Origin of the sequence: Spirochaeta lutea, assembly GCF_000758165.1 — a bacterium.
Taxonomy (GTDB): Bacteria; Spirochaetota; Spirochaetia; order DSM-27196; family Salinispiraceae; genus Spirochaeta_D; species Spirochaeta_D lutea.
Genome location: NZ_JNUP01000045.1, coordinates 1 through 19753, shown reverse-complemented (window position 1 = coordinate 19753; position 19753 = coordinate 1). Strand labels below are relative to the sequence as shown.

14 protein-coding genes and 1 tRNA gene are annotated in these 19753 nt (G+C 54.8%); 9 read left to right on the top strand and 6 right to left on the bottom strand.

Annotated elements, in window-relative coordinates:
* Nucleotides 1–12 precede the first annotated feature (12 nt).
* Complete coding sequence (gene pbpC / locus DC28_RS04850) at nt 13–2373, top strand: penicillin-binding protein 1C (protein WP_052078464.1); 2361 nt, start codon at nt 13–15, stop codon at nt 2371–2373.
* On the opposite strand, the gene DC28_RS04845 is transcribed toward pbpC, so the two are convergent.
* The 3 genes from DC28_RS04845 to adhE form a co-directional block, all read right to left on the bottom strand.
* Nucleotides 2328–3098 (bottom strand): N-formylglutamate amidohydrolase, encoded by a 771-nt coding sequence (locus DC28_RS04845; RefSeq protein WP_052078463.1) that lies wholly within the window; start codon nt 3096–3098, stop codon nt 2328–2330. The genes pbpC and DC28_RS04845 overlap by 46 nt on opposite strands.
* Entirely contained in the window at nt 3098–3820 is a 723-nt protein-coding gene (locus tag DC28_RS04840; RefSeq protein ID WP_037546482.1) for a cysteine peptidase family C39 domain-containing protein, read from the bottom strand. The genes DC28_RS04845 and DC28_RS04840 overlap by 1 nt, the downstream gene beginning before the upstream one ends.
* A 111-nt stretch (nt 3821–3931) precedes the next feature.
* Complete coding sequence (gene adhE / locus DC28_RS04835; RefSeq protein ID WP_081941957.1) at nt 3932–6640, bottom strand: bifunctional acetaldehyde-CoA/alcohol dehydrogenase; 2709 nt, start codon at nt 6638–6640, stop codon at nt 3932–3934.
* A gap of 468 nt (nt 6641–7108) precedes the next feature.
* Here adhE and DC28_RS04830 point away from each other — a divergent pair, with 468 nt between their 5' ends.
* Nucleotides 7109–7972 carry a transporter substrate-binding domain-containing protein gene (locus tag DC28_RS04830; protein ID WP_156104584.1) on the top strand — a complete coding sequence of 288 codons (864 nt, stop codon included), beginning with the start codon at nt 7109–7111 and terminating at the stop codon, nt 7970–7972.
* An 11-nt stretch (nt 7973–7983) separates the two neighbouring features.
* Nucleotides 7984–8772, top strand: a complete 789-nt coding sequence (locus tag DC28_RS04825) for an amino acid ABC transporter permease (protein ID WP_037546480.1) — start codon at nt 7984–7986, stop codon at nt 8770–8772.
* A 114-nt stretch (nt 8773–8886) separates the two neighbouring features.
* Here the strand turns inward: DC28_RS04825 and DC28_RS04820 are convergent, their stop codons facing one another.
* Nucleotides 8887–9954, bottom strand: a complete 1068-nt coding sequence (locus DC28_RS04820; protein ID WP_037546478.1) for an RluA family pseudouridine synthase — start codon at nt 9952–9954, stop codon at nt 8887–8889.
* Nucleotides 9955–9999: 45 nt separating this feature from the next.
* On the opposite strand from DC28_RS04820, the gene DC28_RS04815 reads away from it, so the two are divergent.
* Entirely contained in the window at nt 10000–10866 is an 867-nt protein-coding gene (locus DC28_RS04815) for a TrmH family RNA methyltransferase (RefSeq protein WP_052078462.1), read from the top strand.
* Between the two features lie 295 nt (nt 10867–11161).
* On the opposite strand, the gene trpB is transcribed toward DC28_RS04815, so the two are convergent.
* Nucleotides 11162–12394, bottom strand: coding sequence for a tryptophan synthase subunit beta (trpB, locus tag DC28_RS04810; RefSeq protein ID WP_037546477.1), 1233 nt, complete (start codon nt 12392–12394; stop codon nt 11162–11164).
* A 188-nt stretch (nt 12395–12582) separates the two neighbouring features.
* Between trpB and DC28_RS04805 the strand changes: the two genes are divergently transcribed.
* From DC28_RS04805 to DC28_RS04780, 5 genes are all read left to right on the top strand, one after another.
* Nucleotides 12583–14886 carry a formylglycine-generating enzyme family protein gene (locus DC28_RS04805; RefSeq protein WP_037546475.1) on the top strand — a complete coding sequence of 768 codons (2304 nt, stop codon included), beginning with the start codon at nt 12583–12585 and terminating at the stop codon, nt 14884–14886.
* 164 nt (nt 14887–15050) lie between these two features.
* Nucleotides 15051–16526, top strand: coding sequence for an MATE family efflux transporter (locus tag DC28_RS04800; RefSeq protein ID WP_081941953.1), 1476 nt, complete (start codon nt 15051–15053; stop codon nt 16524–16526).
* A 483-nt stretch (nt 16527–17009) separates the two neighbouring features.
* Nucleotides 17010–17082: transfer RNA gene (locus DC28_RS04795), tRNA-Asn, on the top strand.
* Nucleotides 17083–17404: 322 nt separating this feature from the next.
* Entirely contained in the window at nt 17405–17803 is a 399-nt protein-coding gene (locus DC28_RS04785; protein ID WP_037546471.1) for a hypothetical protein, read from the top strand.
* Nucleotides 17804–17889: 86 nt separating this feature from the next.
* Complete coding sequence (locus DC28_RS04780; RefSeq protein WP_037546469.1) at nt 17890–19590, top strand: AIPR family protein; 1701 nt, start codon at nt 17890–17892, stop codon at nt 19588–19590.
* Here DC28_RS04780 and DC28_RS16685 read toward each other — a convergent pair.
* The coding region (locus DC28_RS16685) for a hypothetical protein (RefSeq protein ID WP_238565766.1) at nt 19567–19753 on the bottom strand (187 nt) is incomplete at its 5' end. The genes DC28_RS04780 and DC28_RS16685 overlap by 24 nt on opposite strands.

The window sequence follows — 19753 nt, the reverse complement described above, 5'->3', positions numbered from 1 at the left end:
GGAGCTCCCTGTATGGATGGATTGTCTCCCAGACGGATAGTTCAGAGGGCGGTGATTGCCGTCATTGTCATCGCCGGTCTCTGGTTGGGTGCACGCTTTCAGCCTTTTCCGGAGGTGCAGGAATTTCTAAATCAGCCCCTCACCAGGGTATTCCTGGATAATCGGGGCGGAGTACTGTACCGCGACCATTTGACGGATGGTACCGAGCGGGAATGGACCGACCTGAATGAGATTCCCCGGGGAGTCATCCGGGCCTTTCTGGCTGGGGAGGATAGCCGGTACTATCTGCATCCCGGGGTAGACCCTGCCTCCATGCTGCGGGCCGCGCTTCAGAACCTGGGCGCCGGCTCGGTGGTGAGCGGTGCCAGTACAATCACCATGCAGCTGGCCCGATTGATCACCCCCCACCGGGGAGGGATACGCGGGAAGCTGACCGAGGCTTGGAACGCCCTCCGCTTGGAGACCCGTTTTTCGAAGGATGAGATCCTCGAGCTGTATCTAAACAGGGTTCCCTTCGGCCGGGGTGCCGAGGGCGTCACCAGCGCGGCGCGGAAGTACTTCGGGGTCTCTATAGACAGCATGAGTCCCGCCCGGGCTGTGGTCCTATCCATCCTCCCCAGATCCCCCAGCGCCTACGATCCCCGGGAGAATCCCCTTGCCCTGCTGGAGGCTGCTGGGCGGGTTGCCGAAGGAATGACTCCGCCCATCTCGCATCAGGCCCTGGCCCGGGCCGTGGAGGATAGCCGCAGGGCGCTACCCGTACCCAGAGACTTCTCGGCACCCCACCTGTCTATCCGCTTAGCTCAGGACCTGCCGCGACAGGCGGGAGGAGAGCCTGCAGACCGGAGCCGGATCCGGACCACCATTGATCCGGATATTCAGGGGGCGGCCCGGGGACTGTTTTCCCAGGCCCTCTACAAGGCCCGGGAGAGTCGGATTCATAACGGTGCGGTACTGGTGGTTCATAACCAGACCGGGGAGGTGCGGGCCTATGTGGGAAGCGGCGATTTTTTTGATGACGAGCATGCCGGCCAGATAGACGGGGTCAGGATCCGGCGTCAACCGGGTTCAACCCTAAAACCCTTCCTCTATGCCATGGCCATGGAGGAGGGGTATACGGCAGCCAGTATTCTTCCGGACATTCCCCTGGAACTTGGCGGAGCGGAGGTGTACATCCCCCTCAATTTCGATAATTCCTATTCAGGGCCCGTACGGCTTCGGGAGGCTCTGGCATCCAGCCTGAATGTACCGGCGGTCTGGACGGTCAGTAGACTCGGCGTTCAGAATTTCGCTTCGTTTCTCCAGAACCTCGGGATGGACATCGAAGATCAGCGGGAAGGTCTGGGCACCGGTATCGCCCTGGGAAATGTGGAGGTAACCCTGGAGGAGCTCACCAGGGCCTACACCAGCTTCACAAACCAGGGATCACCCCGGAATCTTCGGTATCTGCTGCCTTCCGAGGGGAAATCCTATTCAAACCCTGTGGCGGCCACCGGAATTTCCGGTTTGAACCATTCCGCCACGGGCATCCTCCAGAATGGTTCCCCGTCTCCGATTTCACCTGAGGCGGCGGGAATTATCCGGGATATCCTCTCTGATTCAGGTGCCAGGACCCGAGGATTCGGGGATTACCAACTGCTGAAAACCAAAGTACCTAGTTTTTTCAAAACAGGTACGGCAAACCAGTTCACAAATATCTGGGCGGTGGGTGCCAGCCCGGAGTATACCGTGGGCGTATGGATGGGGAATGTGCATGGTCAGACCGTTCAGGGTACCACCGGATCGAGCCTCCCGGCCTGGGTTGCTGTGGAAATCCTGGAAGCTTTTACCCCCCCGGGCACTCAATTCCCCGAGCCGCCGAACACCCGGCAGGTCTGGGTCTCGGCTATCAGCGGCATGGCCGTAGCTCCCTCCCACCCCTTCGCAATCTCCGAACTAGTTCCCCTCGGCGTAACCCCGCCTCAAGACAACTGGCATCGTGAGGATGGCAGTATCGTCTATCCGCCGGAATTCCAGCCCTGGGCCCTGGATGCCCTCGATCTTTCTGCCCAAACCTGGCAGTCCCCCGGCCAGGAGTCGTGGGCCCGGATCCTGCAACCCCTGGATGGAGCCCAGTTTTTTGATGATCCCTACCTGCGGCTAAGCGGCAGCCAATCTATTGGTGTACGGGCTATCGGTACTACCCCTGAGGCTGTGTTATACCACAATACCAGAGAGGTAGCCCGGGGGGCCCTTCCCCTGGCGACAATCATTACTCCCCATGGGGGATCAAATATCCTCAAACTGGTTTCACCGGGTGATGGGACGGTTCTCCACGGGGTTGTATTTTACCTGGGACGGGAAGGGTCGGATTCCAGAACGGACAGGGAGTGAATGATGCCGTGCCCCATGGCACGGATGATCTTCGGCCAGTGGGAATACACCAGGCATTGTTGATTAATCTCAACCTCAATCCCGGTGTACCAGCCATCCCTGTGACTCTTACGGAGCCAGGTCGGCAGGCCGTCTTGGATGCCAAGGTAGGGATAGTTTCTCCGAATCTCCAACCCTGGAGGACCCAGGGGTTGGTTTCCCAGGAAATCGATAATCCGGGTTACAAAAAGACGCTCGGAATTGCGCCGTGGATCGTAGAGAAATCCGAGGTCAGCACTTCGTTTGACCCCCTCCAGTTCCGGGGTGAAGCTATGGATGGCCAAATGTAGGGTAGGGATGGATTTGGAACCGGCGGTTGTTATCTGATCAGATACCGCCTGACGATAGGGTCGGTGGTAGGTCCGGATTAGATCGTTTTGTTCCTCAAGGTTGAGGATCCGGGATACTTCGGGGTGAAATACCGTTTTACTGCCCTCACGGCGGTTTAAATCCCCGCATAACCGGGAGAAATCACCCCGAAAAATCACGGGGTCTATGAACGAATCCGATTCCTTCAGAATTTCGACCAGGGCCGTGAGGGTTTCCCATGCCCCGGGGTCCCAACCCCGGTGCCCCGCCAGATCCGTAAAAAATCTCTTGGATAACCTGGACCGCTTGGCCTGTACCTCCCGGGGCAGGGCGTTGGAGGCATGTTCGCAGGTCAGGATTAGCTGGAGTCTGTTCATTAGGATTTGAAACCCCGGGTAGCGGAGCGTGGCCGAAGAATAAGAATACTTGCGTCGTAGGTAACAACCCCCAGGAGGATGGCGTTGATCAGTCGGGTGGAGTCCACGGTGTAATAATTGTCTCGGCTGATGGGGTTCTCCCGGTAGGGATCTGCGACCTTCACATGGCCATCCTCAGTCAAACCGGAGAGCACCACAAAATGCCCCATAGGAGTTCCCCGGATATCATCGTAGACCGATTTATTGTGATGACCCGTGTACTCCCTGGGGCAGTTGTACAGGTAGGTGGCTGAGAGACCGGTCAAAATGGGAATGCCCTGGCTCAGGTACCTCTTCAGGAGCTGGGGGCTCAGGGTTTCCCAGAGCAGTTTTCCTCCGGCCTGGAGGAACTGCATATACGCTTTACCGGCCTCTGCGAGCTTTTTACCCGACTTAGCTTCGAGTTGGCTTTGCAGCTTGGTGATGATCCCTTGGGTTTCCAGTCCTGCCCAGGTCGGATCCAGGAGCCGGAGATTGTAAGAGATAAGTTCGGCTTCGAACCCCCGGGCAAGGGCATCGATTCCCAGCATGACAGCCAAGGTTCCTCCCTCCCGCAGCTGGGGGATCTGGGGAATGAGATCCTTGAGTGCCATGGTATATCCCCAATGGGTGTAGACGGCGTGCAGACTGGTGGGGCCGCAGGTGACGTCATCGGGTTGGGGAAGTATTTCCAGGTGAATCATAGCCTAAGTATATACAAATACGGCCCATGTCGGGAGGTAATTTTAACTCCCGGCATGGGCCTGTTTTTTACATGATACACCGGCGTATACAGTCCGCCGGGGATTTACTGTCTACACAGCCTGATCCTTCCCGTAGAAGGCGTTGAGATACATAGCCTTGATCTCCTTGATCAGGGGGTACCGGGGGTTCGCGCCGGTGCATTGATCATCGAAGGCCTGTTCTGCCAACTCATCCACCTTCTCCAGGAATTCCTGTTCATCAATACCGTAGGCGCGGATGCTGTGGGGAAGATCAAGTTTCGCCTTTAATGCCTCGATCTCCTTTACGAGGGCCTCCACTGCAGCATCCTGGAGGCTTGGATCATCCATGGCGGACATGGGTGCCAACCCCAGATATCCGGCAATTCGGGCATACCGGCTCCGCGCCGAGGGGTATTCGTACTGGGGAAAGGCCGCTTGTTTGGTGGGATTCTCCGTGGCATTGAACCGAATGGTCTGATTGATAATCAGAGCATTAGCAACACCGTGGGGAATGCCAAAGGCCGCCCCGAGTTTATGGGCCATGGAGTGACAAACCCCTAAAAAGGCGTTGGCAAAGGCCATCCCTGCCATGGCTGCTGCGTTATGCACCTTCTCACGTGCCTTTTTATCGGTTTTCCCGTTCCGGTAACTGCTGGGAAGATACTTAAAGAGTACCCGCAGACTTTCCAGGGCGATTCCGTTGGTGTAGTCCGTGCTCATCACCGAAACGATGGCCTCAATGGCATGGGTGACCGCATCAATCCCGCTGGCGGCGGTTAACCCCTTGGGCATCTCCATTACGAGGCTGGAGTCTATAATGGCCATGGTTGGGGTGAGGGCATAGTCGGCAATGGGATACTTCAGCCCTGTTTTATCATCGGTCACAACGCTGAAGGGGGTCACCTCCGAACCGGTTCCGCTGGTGGTCGGTACGGCGACCATGATCGCCTTTTTACCCATGTCGGGGAACTGATAGATACGTTTTTCGATATCCATAAAGCGGAGGGCCAGCCCTTCGAAGGTTACCTCGGGGTGCTCATAGAGAAGCCACATGATCTTCGCCGCATCCATGGGGGAACCGCCGCCAAATCCCACAATGACATCCGGAGCGAAGGCCCGGAGGTTCTCCAAACCGGCATTTATCGTCGAAAGGGTGGGATCGGGCTTAACCTGGTGGAATACCTGGAAGTCTATCCCGAGCTCATCCAGGGTATCGGTAACCTTGGTAACATACCCGTTATTGAATAGAAAGCTATCCGTTACGATGAACACCCGCTTTTTATCCTTAAGATCCCCCAGGGCTACCGGAAGACATCCGAACTTGTGATAGATCTTGGGCGGCACCTTAAACCACATCATATTTTCCCTCCGTTCTGCGACAGTTTTAATATTCAGCAGGTGCTTAACCCCGACATTTTCACTCACGGCATTACCACCCCAACTCCCGCATCCCAGGGTTAAACTCGGGGCGAGCTTAAAGTTGTAGAGGTCGCCGATCGCCCCCTGGGAGCTCGGCATATTCACGAGAACCCGGCCGGTTTTCATGACCTCGCCAAAACGGGTGATGCGGCCGCTGTTAACCGGATCGGTGTACAGCACCGATGTATGGCCGAATCCCCCGAAACGCACCAGCTCATGGGCCTTGGATAATCCGTCCTCAAAATGCTCGCATCGGTAGAGAGCCAAAACCGGAGAGAGCTTTTCATATGCGTAGGGTTCGTTTTCATTGATATCCTGGGCCTCTCCAATCAGCACCTTTGCCGTTTCAGGAACGGATATTCCCGCCAATGCGGCAATGGCATGGGCCGGCTGACCAACGATCTCGGGGTTTATGGTTTTTCCGGATTTTCCTTCCTTGAGAATCACCTCGCCAACCGCCTTGGCTTCCTCGGCATTCAGAACATAGGCCCCCCGTCGGGCAAACTCTTCCCGAACCTCCTCATACACCCCATCATGGGCGATTACAGATTGCTCGCTGGCACAGATGACTCCGTTATCGAAGGTTTTGGATAATAGGATGGAGTTCACTGCCTGTTTCACATCAGCGGTTTCATCAATGAGGGCGGGGGTATTACCTGCCCCGACACCGATGGCCGGCTTTCCGCTGGAATAGGCCGCCTTTACCATCCCCGGTCCGCCGGTAGCTAAAATCAGAGCAATGTCCCCATGGGTCATGAGCATATTGCTCAACTCCAGGCTGGGTTCGTCGATCCAGCCTATGAGGTCCTCCGGAGCACCGGCGGCAATAGCGGCATCCCGTACTATGCGTGCAGCCTGGGTGGTGCAGCCCTTGGCCCGGGGATGGGGGGATATAATGACCGCGTTTCTGGTTTTCAGGGCGATCAGGGTTTTAAAGATGGCCGTGGAGGTCGGGTTGGTCGTCGGAATAATCGCACAGATAATACCTACCGGCTCAGCGATCTTTTGAATGCCGAAGGCATGATCAGACTCGATTACCCCGCAGGTTTTTAGGTCTTTGTATTGGTTAAAGATGTACTCCGAGGCGAAGTGATTCTTAATCACCTTATCCTCGAGAATTCCCATGCCGGTTTCCGCCACCGCGGCCTTTGCCAGGGGAATACGCTCCGCATTGGCTGTGATGGCAGCTCTGCGGAAGATTTCATCAACCCGGTCTTGAGAGAATGTGGCGTACAATGCCTGGGCTTTTTTTACCCGGTAAATCAGATCCTCCAGAGCCTTGGGGGTGTCGATACACTCCTTCCGGGATTGTTTCGGATCCTGGGTTTCTTCGGTACGAACATCGGGCTTATTCGGTACAGCCTCTTGTTTTTTGGCCATGGTGCTCCTCCTAGGGTCATTGGTCTGGTATAATAGATAAATATATATCTATAAAACAAGGACTTTATATCAGGATCAGAAAAATAGGTCAATAGATATAGATAAAAAAATACACAAATAAAGAACCTAGGATTGTATAAACGCCGTGTCCGGTGATATCCCGCGAACTAGCGGAACAATCCGGGTTTCTCCCAAGGGTGGGGCGGCTGGCGTAAAAAAAAATGCGCCCGTTTACCCATGCGTAAACCCGAAGCCGGCACACTGTTCCAACCGGGGAAAACAGATTATTCTTAGAAGCTACCCGCTAGTTTGACAGAACGGCTTCCCATTAGCGGATGTAAGGGTGATAATACATTCACCCTGAAAAAATGGCGGAGCAACCGGCACCCCGGACCCCTGAATACTTCCCCAAGGGAGAGCATCGGAGCCCGGGCCACGCATACTATTTCCGCACTATGGAGGATTCCCATGAAACCTAAACACCGAATGAGTAATCTGAGCTGGGTAGGTCTGCTGACCTTAGCTACCCTGGCCTTGGTTTTCCTGATGTCCTGTTCGGCGGGTGACAAACCCAGCCAGGATTCGGAAAGCAGAACGGCAGCAAAACCCCTGGTGGTGGCGATGGAGCTGCAATTCCCCCCCTTCGAAATGACCGATGAACAGGGAACACCCCGGGGAATTAGTGTCGAAATGGCCAAGGCCCTGGGTGAGTTTCTCGGCCGACCCGTAGAAATCCAAAACACCGCCTGGGTCGGATTGATTCCCAGTCTTCAAAGCGGCGGGGCAGATGTAGTGATCAGCTCCATGACCGTCACCGAGGAACGCCGCCAGGTCGTTGATTTTTCCATCCCCTATGCCCAATCCGGTCTGACCCTTCTGCTTTCCGCCCAATCTCCGGCGCAAAACTTCTCGGATCTGAACAAGCCGGGGAGGGTGGTGGCTGTTAAATCCGGAACCACCGGGGCAATCGTGGCCCAGGAAAAGCTGCTCCAAGCCGATATCCGCATCTTTGAGGATGTCGCGGCCTGTGTCCTGGAGGTTGTGCAGGGCAAGGCTGATGCATTTATCTACGATGCCCTGACCGTGTATGAAAGCCATAAGAACAATCCCGCTACGACCCGGCTCAATATCCAAAGCATTCCCGACACCTTCGGTTACTGGGCTGCTGCCCTTAAAAAGGGTAACGACACCTTGTTAGCCCAGGTGAATGATTTTATCCGGGAGTATCGCTCTCAAGGGGGATTTGAACGTCTGGGGGACGAATACCTGGGTTCTGTTAAAGCGGTGTTCGAGGAGCAGGATGTACCCTTCTTCTTTGACATCCAGGAATAGCGGGGCGGACCATGGCATATCGTGAACTCCTGATCCTTCCCGAGGATGGTGAAACCGTCAGTCCAGCGGCCTGGTTCCTCAATACCCTGGCGGTGCTCGGAGCCATCGCTCTGGTCATGACCTTCGCCCTCTCAGGATTTGCCTACCAGTTCCATTGGGATAGTATTTGGCGGTACCGCCTCAATTTTATCCAGGGCTTCGGTATGACCATGGTCATGTCCAGCGTGAGCCTGATTCTCAGCCTGGTCATCGGCATTGTATTCGGGCTTATGCAGTCCAGCCGGATTATTCTGCTCCGCGCCCTGGCGAAGGTGTACGTGGAGGTAATCCGGGGCACCCCCCTACTGGTACAGATCCTGGTTTTTTACTACCTCATTGCCAGCGCCTTCGGCATCTCAGAGCGGTATACCCTGGGAATTCTAATTATGAGCCTCTTCTCCGGGGCCTACATGGCGGAGATCATCCGGGGTGGGATCAACAGCATCGGCAGAAGTCAGATCGAATCAGCCCGGAGCATCGGTTTGACCCGGTTCCAAATCTACCGCTACATCATTGCCCCCCAGGTCATCACCCGAATACTCCCCGCTCTGGCTGGCCAGCTTGCAAGCCTCATCAAGGATTCGAGTCTTCTATCAGTTATCTCAATCCGGGAGTTCACCATGGCTGCCAGGGAGGTGAATGCCAGCACCTTTGCAACCCTGGAGAGCTACATTCCCCTGGCCGTGGGGTATCTGCTGCTGACCCTTCCCATCTCGGTGATCAGCAGGACCCTCGAAAAACGCCTAGGGTTTGAATCCTAGGCCTTGGGTAGTGCGCAAAAGATTGTACTTTTTTACCCGGGGGACACCACCCCTGGGTTGGTGTTCTGGTTGTTCCCCTATATCTGGCGTAGTTTACATTCTTTTGTGCACTATCTAAGCGTTGAGGTCTGGGACATCGGGAAAATAGGTAGCCAAGAGTTTGCGGAAGTAGCCGGGTATCTCAGCGGTCAGCTCCAGTTCTTCCGGGTAGAATTCGGGAATCCTCAAGCGGACCGACCTGGCGTGGAGGATGTGGCGGATCACCGGTTTCGTTTCCCCCCCATGATCCCAGGTAAGATCGGTCCGCCCTCCGTATAACCCGTCTCCGACCAAGGGATAGCCCAGGAATGCTGCATGCGCCCGAACCTGATGCATCTGGCCCCTGCTGAGTTCAGCGGAAACCAGGGCGATGCTTCGGGCGGTATTACGGGCGAGCACCCGGAATTCCGTTTGTGCGGATCGTTTGCCGCCGGCTGCTTCCGGGCGTTTCGAACCTGCAGGGGGTCCATCCTCGGATACCCCGTCGGCGGTACAATCCGGCACGACCCGTACCCGTTTCCCTCCCGGGGTGTGTATCGGGGCTGAGCACCCCAGGGAATCCCATTCCGGGCAACCGCAGACCAACAGCAAGTATTTCTTGCGGCTCTCGGTTCTCACAGCCCTGGCAAGGACCGGGAATTCCCGGGGATCCCGGGCCAGGAGAACCAGCCCGCTGGTATAGGTGTCTATCCTGTTGAGCAGTCCTGCCTCCAGGGGCACCGGCCAGCCTGCTCGGGGATGCTCGGGAATCAGGGAGAGTATTCGGTTAATGAGGGTATTCTGTTGTCCTGGGTGATTTGCATGGCAGGCCAGCCCCCGGGGTTTATTTACGCTGACGAGGTGAGTATCCATCCAGATCGGAATATCTTCCTTCGGGAGGGGCGGGCGGGCCGTCAGAACCGGAAATCCCCGGTCATCAATCCCGGCCTTCTCCAGATCAATCCAGATCCGGGTGGGGGATGTAATCCTGCTGCCTTTGGACAGTACGGTTCCGGATTTCCCGAGGCCGGAGGATTCATTCCTGACCATACCCCGCTGGCACAACCTGCCTGCCTGCCTCTTTGACAGCCCCGGTAACCGGTGGGACAGTACCTCATCCAGACGTGAACCGACGGTTTCCAGGGGCTCCAACACGTAGAACATGACAATTACTATACCAGAGCCCTGGGAACATGGTATAGATGGAGCATGAAACAGCCCTTGTACATCCAGAGTCCCGGTAATCCCCGGATTAAGGAGCTCATCCGGTTGCAGAATCATCGCCGCCGGCGCCAGGCAGGCCTCATGCTGGTAGAGGGCCTCAGCGAATTAGCCCTGGCTTGGGCCTCCGGCCTGGAAGCCCACACGGTCTTCATCTGTCCGCAGCTCTTAAAATCACCCCAAAATCCCGACTATGCAGCGGAACAGCATCTCCTGGGGCTGGTAGAACAGGGGCAAGCCGAGGTTGTACATCTTTCTCCCGAGGCAATGAAGAAGGCAAGTTACCGCGACCATCCCGATGCATGGCTCTGCCTTGCTAGGGCACCGTCCTTGGAACTCCAGGGCCTGGCTCTGCCCAGGAGCCAACCGGCCCTGCTCATTATTGCCGAGGATTTGGAAAAACCCGGCAATCTCGGCGCCATACTCCGCAGTATCGATGCTGCCGGCGGCCATGGACTGATTTCCGCCCAAGGCAGAACGGACCTATTGAACCCCAACGTGGTACGCTCCAGTAAGGGCTGCCTGTTTCAGATACCCTCAGCAGAGGCATCGAACCGAGAAACCCTAAGCTTCTGCCGAACCCATGGGATACGGGTGTTTGCCGCCGTACCGGAGGCCCGAACAGGTTACTGGGACACCGACCTTTCCGGTCCCAGCGCCATTGTGGTGGGGGCAGAGAAAGAAGGTCTCTCGGATTTCTGGAAGCAGGAGGCCGATGAGCTCATCACCATTCCTATGTTGGGCCGAGTAAACAGTCTCAACGTTGCCCAGGCTGCCACCCTCATGCTCTACGAGGCTGTGCGGCAACGCCGGGATCCCCGGGCATACCAATCGGAGAACCCCGGGCGTCTGTGAAGGTCCAGGCTCCCCACGGCCCGCCGCCGTCTTCATGCCCCCCGAAGGTGCCTCCAGAGCCTCGGGCGCACGGAACCACCAGGGGCCGCTGGAACCCCGGGCGTCTGTAACCGTGCAGGTACCTCTAGAGCCCCGGGTGCCCATGAAAGTCTAGGTGCTTCCGAGACCTCCGACCTCCATACAATTTCCCAGTCTCCCGCACAATCCCACGGCCCGCAGCCGTCTTCATGCCCCCGAAGGTGCATCCGGAGCTCCGGGCACCCGTAACCACCCGGGGGCCTCTGGAATCCCGGCACTAATCCAAGGTAATGTATTTCTTTCCGTAATGCTCCACCACGAAATCAACATCCTTATCGCCCCGGCCGGATAGATTCACCAGAATGGACGTCTCCCGGCCCAGTTCCCGAGCTAATTTTGCCGCGTACGCCAGGGCGTGGCTGCTCTCCAAGGCGGGAATAATCCCCTCCCGGCGTGAAAGCTGGAAAAAAGCGTCCACAGCCTCCAGATCGTTGATGGCATGGTACTGCACCCTGCCCAGATCCTTCAGAAAACTATGCTCGGGACCCACCCCGGGATAATCCAGACCGCTGGCGATGGAATACACCTCCTCGGGCTGACCCTGCTCATCCTGGAGCAGATAACATTTGAACCCGTGAATAACCCCGGGTTTTCCCAGGGTAAGGGTAGCCGCGTGCTCCCCCCGCTCATAACTTCGGCCAGCCGGCTCGACTCCGTACATCGCCACTCCGGGATCGTTCAAAAAGGCGGTAAACAATCCGATGGCATTGGAACCGCCGCCGACACAAGCCACCAGGGCATCGGGCAGCCGCCCCGTCATCTCCATCATCTGCCCCCGGGCCTCCCGTCCGACCACGGACTGAAAATCCCGCACCATCATGGGGAAGGGATGGGGTCCCACCACCGAACCGATGGCGTACATCTGGGAATCCGTATCCTTGAGGTAGGCCTCGAAGGCCGCATCCACCGCCTCCTTCAAGGTCTTCCGGCCATGGGTAGCAGGAATCACCCGGGCACCGAGAATCTTCATCCTCACAACGTTGGGATGCTCCTTGGCAATATCCACCTCTCCCATATAAATATCACATTCTAGTCCCATCAAGGCCGCAGCCGTCGCCAGGGCGACCCCATGCTGTCCGGCTCCGGTTTCGGCGATCAGCTTCCGTTTTCCGAGCTTTTTGGCAAGCAGGGCCTCACCAAGACAGTGATTAATCTTATGCGCCCCGGTATGATTTAAATCCTCGCGCTTCAGGAAAATCTCCGCCCCCCCCAGATGCTCGGACAGGTTCCGGGCATGAAAAATGGGGCTCGGCCGGCCCACAAAATGGGTATACAGGGTCTGCAGCTCCTCAATAAACGCCGGATCCCTTCGAATCTCCTCATATGCCTGGGAAATCTCGTCCATCACCGCTTTCAGCTGCGGCGGAATTATGCTCCCTCCGTAATCTCCGAAGTTTCCCTGGGCATCGGGAACCTCAGGGTAGGGTACAAAGGTTTTGGTTTCTGACATGGTTTTTTCTCCTTTAGGGTGATTCGAATGCCTGCCCATCCCCCACCGATGGTCAAACCGGTGCATGGCGTGGACCTCGGAGTTCACCCCGGTGTTTCTGTATACAGTAACGTTTTCCGGATACAGTATCACGCCTACCGAAAAAGAGCAAATTGTTTTCTTTTTCTCCACCGGGTATACTACCAGGTATGAAAACCCCGCCTGCTCAATCCCGGCCCCCCCTGGGTCGAACCGCCAGCCTATCCGCCCTGCTACTCATTCCGGCGCTGATACTCTTTATAGCCGGTTGTCAAACCGCTCCCCCGGCTCCCCCGGAGGCCTCACCGGAACAAACCGGCCCCTCAGGAGACTCCTCGGAGCAGCAGGACCTCGTTCCGGGAACCGATCTGGGCCCCACAGATCAACAAACCCGGGAACACCTTTCCTCCATATTTAAACCCAGCGAACCCCCGGTACTTAGATTCGATCCCCAGGAGAGCCGAATCCACCTGATATTCTCCGGCAAACCCCGGGAGGACCTGGCAGACAGGGAATCCCCCCTCACCGAGAGCGATCTATTTTGGGAATACGATATTACCCAGGAATTTCAGGGGGTCCGGTTTTCCCTCCAGCAGGTGGGCAGATCCCTGGCCTACCATGATCCCCGGGATGGCATCAGCATCATTCCCTATCCCATCCCCGATCCCCCGGTTCAAGGAAGCTTCATTTCCGGGTACCTTCCCGACCAACCCCTCTCCATGGACATCCGTCTCCGGGTTGCCCCCTTTACCGACGAGCAGGGACGGCCCTATCCGGCACTCATGTCCTGGAACCTCCAGAACATCACCATGGAAACCCTGGAAGACCCCGCAGATCCGGCCTCCCCAGGACAATCCCCCGAGCACACAACCGAGCAATCACCAAAGACCGGCGCCGGATCTCCCTCCCATCCGGGGGTGCCGGCCATGATCCTGCCCGATTCCCAGGCGCTCCGGGACCTCCGGGATTTTCCCGACCTCCTGCCCCGGGAGGGGGCTGAAGAGATTCCGCGGAGTCGTCTTTCTCTAAATCCGCCCCGGATACTTGAACCCCGGCAGACCGTAACCCTGGCCCAGTTGCGGTCGGAGTTTCAGCAGCTTCCCCAGGAAATCCCGCCATCCTTCACCCTGCCGGGAATCCGGGACGGGGTGTTCCCCTACGAGATGCGGCTTCAGGATGCCACCGGTGCCTTTCCGCCCCGTACTGCCCATCGGACCATCTTCATTTCCCAGAGCCACAGCACCCAGTACGGCCGGGGACTATCCCTGCCACCCCGGGCTTCCGTTTTGCCTGAAACCCGATTGGTATCCCTCCCCGTGTTGGGTGCCCGGAGCTATAAGCTCTTCGCCTCCCCGGTGGATCAGGTAAACCGGGGCCAGGACGGTTCCCCGGCAGCCTCGGACCCTAATCTCCCGCTTCAGGAGTCTGGAATTCGGGAGGTGCCCCCGGTGCAAACCTCCCCGGTACCGGAGTTTCTCCTTCCCTTCGATGCCCGGGCCCGGGAGTATCAGGTGGTGTTTGCCGCCGAAACCGACGGGCAGGCCCTGTTGGAGATTCCCATAACCCTGGAGCCCCTGGAAACTCCGCCCCGGCTGGTCGAGGTTGCGACCCCGGATTTTACCGGCCAGGTCTTCGCCCGGGAGATGACCGCTGCAACCGCCGCTGCCCTGTTGAACAACCTGCACCGCCAGGGCTTTATCCGGCGCAGTGCATCCAATTCCACCCTCTTTGAAGAAGGCCGGAACGGCGGCAGTATTCTCGGTCTCTCCCTCCTGGACTACGGGCGGCAGTTCAGCCTTGAGTTCTCCGGGGATTTCTCCGCCCCTCCCGGAAGGGAGGATCACCCCGCGGTGGGCATAAGTTTTACCGGCGCCCGTCTCTTGAGCTGGGCGTACAGCATGCTCGCTGATCCGGCCGGATTGATGCAGCAATTCCCCCGTACCTGGTGGGATCCCCTGGCGTACCTGGCGCAGTCCGATTCTCAGGACCCCCTTCCCGGGGTATTCCGGCTTCCCTCCCAGGTGGAATGGTCGGCCGTCTCTCAAACGCCCCGGGGATTCAGCCCGAACCAGGAATCAGCCAACTATTTCCGCAGCTTTGATCCCTTTGAAGATCCCAATCCCCCCTTTCAACGGAACGGCGGACCCACCAGCCCCGTGGGGTTTTTCCCGGCGGACACCATCTTCGGCCTCTACGACACCCGGGGGAATGTGTGGGAATGGGCGAGGGACCTGGTTACCCAGGAGGACCGCCCGGATTTATTCCGCGGTCCGGTCTCCCGGCAACCCCGGTACCGCCGGGTACTCGGCGGCGCATGGAATACCCCCCTGGAGGAATACGGTCCCCGGGGAACCCTGGTTCCCCTGGGATGGTTCGGGGAGGATTCAACGAGCTACAGCATCGGGTTGCGCCTATTCTCCGCCGGGGATCCCATCGGGCAGTCCGAGGGCGGGGAAGCATCAGAATCCCCCTAACCCAAGAATGAAAGCCCTTCGCCGGGATGGGTTAATTCGAGGAATTAAAAAAACTTGCCCCCGGGGCTTCCTTTCATTATTTTGCTTCATTACAATTGACGCTTTCCCCTAGGGCTATCTGGCTATGGCATGCGGGGCTATTTTCACAGAGAAGGTAATAAACCATGAAAAACAATGAACACATTGATGCACCCCAGGATGGGGCTGGAGCCGCTGAACAGTCAGGCTCATCCGGTGAACCGTCCCGGGGCCGGAAGGATAATACCCATCAACTTGGAACCCTGGGGGTGGGGAAGCTGCTACTGCGGTTCTCGGTTCCCGCCATTGTGGGGATGATGGTCCAGTCCCTGTATAATGTGGTGGATCGGATATTCATCGGAAACGGTGTTGGTGCCCTGGGCCTTGCCGGAGCGACGGTGAGTTTTCCCTTTATGCTCATTTTTATGGCCTTCGGTATGCTCATCGGGTTGGGCGGCAATGCCCTGCTTTCCATTTCCCTCGGGGAGGGGAAGCGGGACTATGCGGGGAAGGTGCTGAACAACTCCTTCGTATTGATTGTCATTATCTCCGCGGCGTTGACGGTCCTCGGTCTCGCCTTCCTCGAGCCGCTCCTACGCTTCGCCGGCGCGAGCGAGACCATCTTGCCCTACGCCGGGGATTATATGCGGGTTATTCTCTACGGCGTGGTTTTTAACGGGATCGGCTTCGGGATGAACAACTTCATCCGGGGCGAGGGGAATCCCAAGATGGCTATGGCGACCATGCTCATCGGGGCGGTCTTGAATATCATCCTGGATCCCCTGTTTATTTTTGTGTTTAACATGGGGATTGGGGGTGCCGCGTGGGCGACGGTGATCAGCCAGACCATTGCAGGGCTCTGGGTTCTGCGGTACTTCCTCTCCAAGGACAGTCTATTGGGTCTGAAGCTTTCGGCGATGCGTTTGGACCGCCAGGTGATTCTACGGATTCTCGCCCTTGGCTCTGCTCCCTTCGCCATGCAGATTGCAGCCAGCGCCTTGAACACCATCCTGAATAACCAGCTGCAACAGTACGGGGGTGATTTAGCCATTTCTGCCATGGGCATTATTTATTCCGTAGCCATGCTGATTCTCATGCCCATCTTCGGCCTGAACCAGGGTGCCCAGCCCATCATCGGCTATAACTTCGGCGCCCGGAAAAACAAGCGGGTGGTACGCACCGCAGAGCTGGCCATCTTCGTTGCTACCGCCATAACGACCCTGGGCTGGATCGTCACCCGGGTGTTCCCCGAGCAGATTATCCAGGCCTTCTCCCAGGGGAATCCTGAATTGGTGCAGATCGGCTCATCCGCCATGGGCTTGTTCTTCGTTATGTTCCCCCTCATTGGCTTCCAGATCGTCGCGGGGAATTTCTTCCAGGCTATCGGGAAACCCAAGCATGCCATGCTCCTGAGCCTCAGCAGACAGGTGCTGTTCTTAATCCCCCTGCTGTTTATCCTGCCCGGCTTCTTCGGCCTGAAGGGAGTATTCGGCGCAAGCCCCACCGCGGATTTCCTATCCTCGGTGGTGACCGCCCTGTTCTTTTTCCTGGAACTCCGGCGGCTGAAACGAGACACCTCGGGTCATCCCGATGTAGCTGTAGCAGCGGCGATGCCTGAATAGGGCCAGAGCTGATCAGAGTCCATGGGGATAGCCAGGGCTTATGATGAGGGTATGCTTTGGTTAGGCAGCCGATGTTTTTCCGGCTTCGCTTTTTTTGGGAGGCTGCCAAGGGCAATTAATCCCGGGGAGGCTTGAAGGTTCTGGGAAAGCCTGGGTGGTTACTGCTCCAGATATGGTGGCGCTGTCGGGGGGCCGGTATGGTGGCGTCTGGAGTATGATGCCGTCTGGAGTATGATGCCGTCTGGAGTATGATGCCGTCTGGAGTATGATGCCGTCTGGAGTATGATGCCGTCTGGAGTATGATGCCGTCTGGAGTATGATGCCGTCTGGAGTATGATGCCGTCTGGGGGCTGGTCTTCGGTGGGGTGGTTTAGGGGTGCCCTTGTTGTAGGATTAATTTTGCGGGTAAGCCCTTAAAATTGTCATGTAAACATACTTGACAGTTTCTAAGCCCTCGGGTAATGTACACAACGTAATGAGCATTCCCCTGTAGCTCAGTCGGTAGAGCGGGTGGCTGTTAACCACTAGGTCGGCAGTTCGAGTCTGTCCGGGGGAGCGAGTTACTTCCTTACAATGAAAGGATTTACAAAGGCCGTGTCACAGGACAGGGCCTTTTTTTGTGCCCTAGTGCATGAGACGCATTCCGCCGGAAGTGATGAGCTGATCTACACAGTAGGAAGTATGTACTCCTGGGGAGAGGACATGGGGCGAATACTATCCACCCAGCGAATTATTGAAGGTAGCGAGCAGATAGAAAGAACGAAATTTTCAACATCTATGTTCCTGTTGATAAGTAAGAATTTTCCTTATGGTATTTAGAAAAATTTGCTTGCAATCCAGGCAGTCCATTTTATAATTCTCTTAGAGGTTTTGTTAATATGGACGTAAGTGATTATAAGAAGCAATTCGAAGCATTGCCTACCCCTATATTACAACAGCGTGAGACAGAAATTGACCAGCTCCTTCCTGAAGCCCAACAAGCCTTGAAAGAGGTTCTTACCCAGCGTTTAGTTGGCGAAGTCCAGGAAGAAAACGCATCTACGGAGGCAGATAAACCTGAGGACTCATTCTTAGCAGGCCTTCTATGGGTGTTAGGAGTTCTGACGATAGTAGGGGGATTCTTCGGTGGTGTGCTGGTGATGGTGGAAGAGAGTATTATGGCCTGGGAATTTGGATTGATATTTGGGGTTGGAGTAATGCTCGGCGGCCTTGCCCAGGGGGTGATTATGATGGGGTTGAGCAAGATTTTGAAGAATCAAATAGGGGTAAGAAAGTAGGTTTCTGTATTGTCCGTGAACATATACTACATTGCGGGAAAACCGAATAGTGGAATGTTATGTTCACAAAATCGGGAGGTGGAGTGATGGATCGAATAACAAAAGGTATGCTAGAAGAATTCGTAAAAGAGAATTCACTTTCCAATTTCGATGAAGCGACAGCTTTCGAGCATTTCACAGGAGCGCTATTAGTTGCCGAACATTACTCGGAGTCATTTTCAAGTGATGATATTCATATTGGTGCTGGAGGTGATACAGGAATAGATTCGATTGCAATCCTAATCAACGGCGCACTAATCACTGATATTGAGGAGATTGATGAATTACTCCGTGTGAACGGGTATTTAGATGTGTCATTCATCTTCGTTCAGTCTGAAAGAAGTCAGAATTTTGATATGCAGAAACTGGGCCATTTTGGTTTCGGTGTAAGTGACTTATTTTCCGAAAGACCTACTTTACCGCATAATGAAAAAATTGAATTGAAATTTCAGATTGCAAATGAGCTCTTTTCCAAGAGTAGCAAATTTAAGCGAGGTAATCCCAAAATATTTTTATATTACATCACAACAGGAAAGTGGGGAGAAGACACAAATCTTAATTCCAGACGAGAAAGTGTAATCACAGAGTTATCGGATCTTTCCCTTTTCAGTGATGTGAAATTTGAGTGCAAAGGGGCTAAAGAACTTCACTCTTTATATAGAAATTCAAAAAATGCCATACAGAGAGAGATTATTTTTCCCAATAAAACTGCATTGCCTGATCTATCCGGGGTTGAACAGGCATATATTGGGTATCTGGATGCAACCGAATATCTAAAGCTAATACAAAATGAGAATAAAGAAATAATTTCATCGTTGTTTTATGACAATGTAAGGCATTGGCAAGCTTGGAATCCAGTTAATAAGGAAATTCGTGCAACGATTGAAGATAGCTCCAAAAAGGAATATTTTCCATTACTCAACAATGGAGTAACAATCGTTGCGAAAGCACTAACTCCAACTGGTAATAAACTCACCATCGAAGACTATCAGATTGTTAATGGCTGCCAGACTAGTCATGTACTACATGAGCTAAACGATTCTTTAGATAATACCATCCATGTACCAGTTCGAATCATTGCAACAAAAGAACCGGAAATAAAGAATTCAATTATTAAAGCAACAAATCGTCAGACAGAAGTGAGTGATGATCAACTGATAGCCTTATCTGATTTCCCAAGAAAATTGGAAGACTTCTTTCCTTCTTACGATAAAAAGAATCCTTTGTTTTATGAGAGAAGATCAAAACAGTATGACCCCATTTCAGGGATTGAAAAAGTGAGAATTATTACTATGCCAAATATGATTCGAGCTTTTGCTGCAATTTTCTTAGAACTACCCCATTCCACAACTAGAAATTATGCATCCCTGCTCAAAATGCTTGGTGAGCAAATTTTCAATGATGAACACAGATTAGAGATGTATTATTTCTCAGCTCTTGCATATTATAGAATTGAATTTTTATTTAGATCACAAGCAATTGAGCCGAAGCTGAAGCCTGCTAGATTTCATATCCTTCTTGCTGTTCGATTGATTATGAACAAAAGCCAATTGCCGCGAAAAAATTCCCGAGAAATGGAGCGGTATTGTTTGCCGCTAATCAAGGATCTTTCTGATGAGACTAAATATAAACGGTATTTCAATGCGGCAGTTCAAAAAGTCGAAAGCGTCGCTGCCGGAAACTTTCATCGTGATAATATCAGAACAGAAGCTTTCACTACAAATTTAATTAATGAAATTGGAACATAACAATGCCTTCGAGACGGATTTCTGCTTTGGCAAGGAATTTTGCTCAGGCTTCGCCTGGCAAAATCCGCGCCAAGCCTTCACTTCGTTCAGGCCGCAGAAACCGCTCAAGGCGTCGTTATAAAGAGCCGGGTAATGTAATTTTGCAATGCGTTTCCGATAGTCC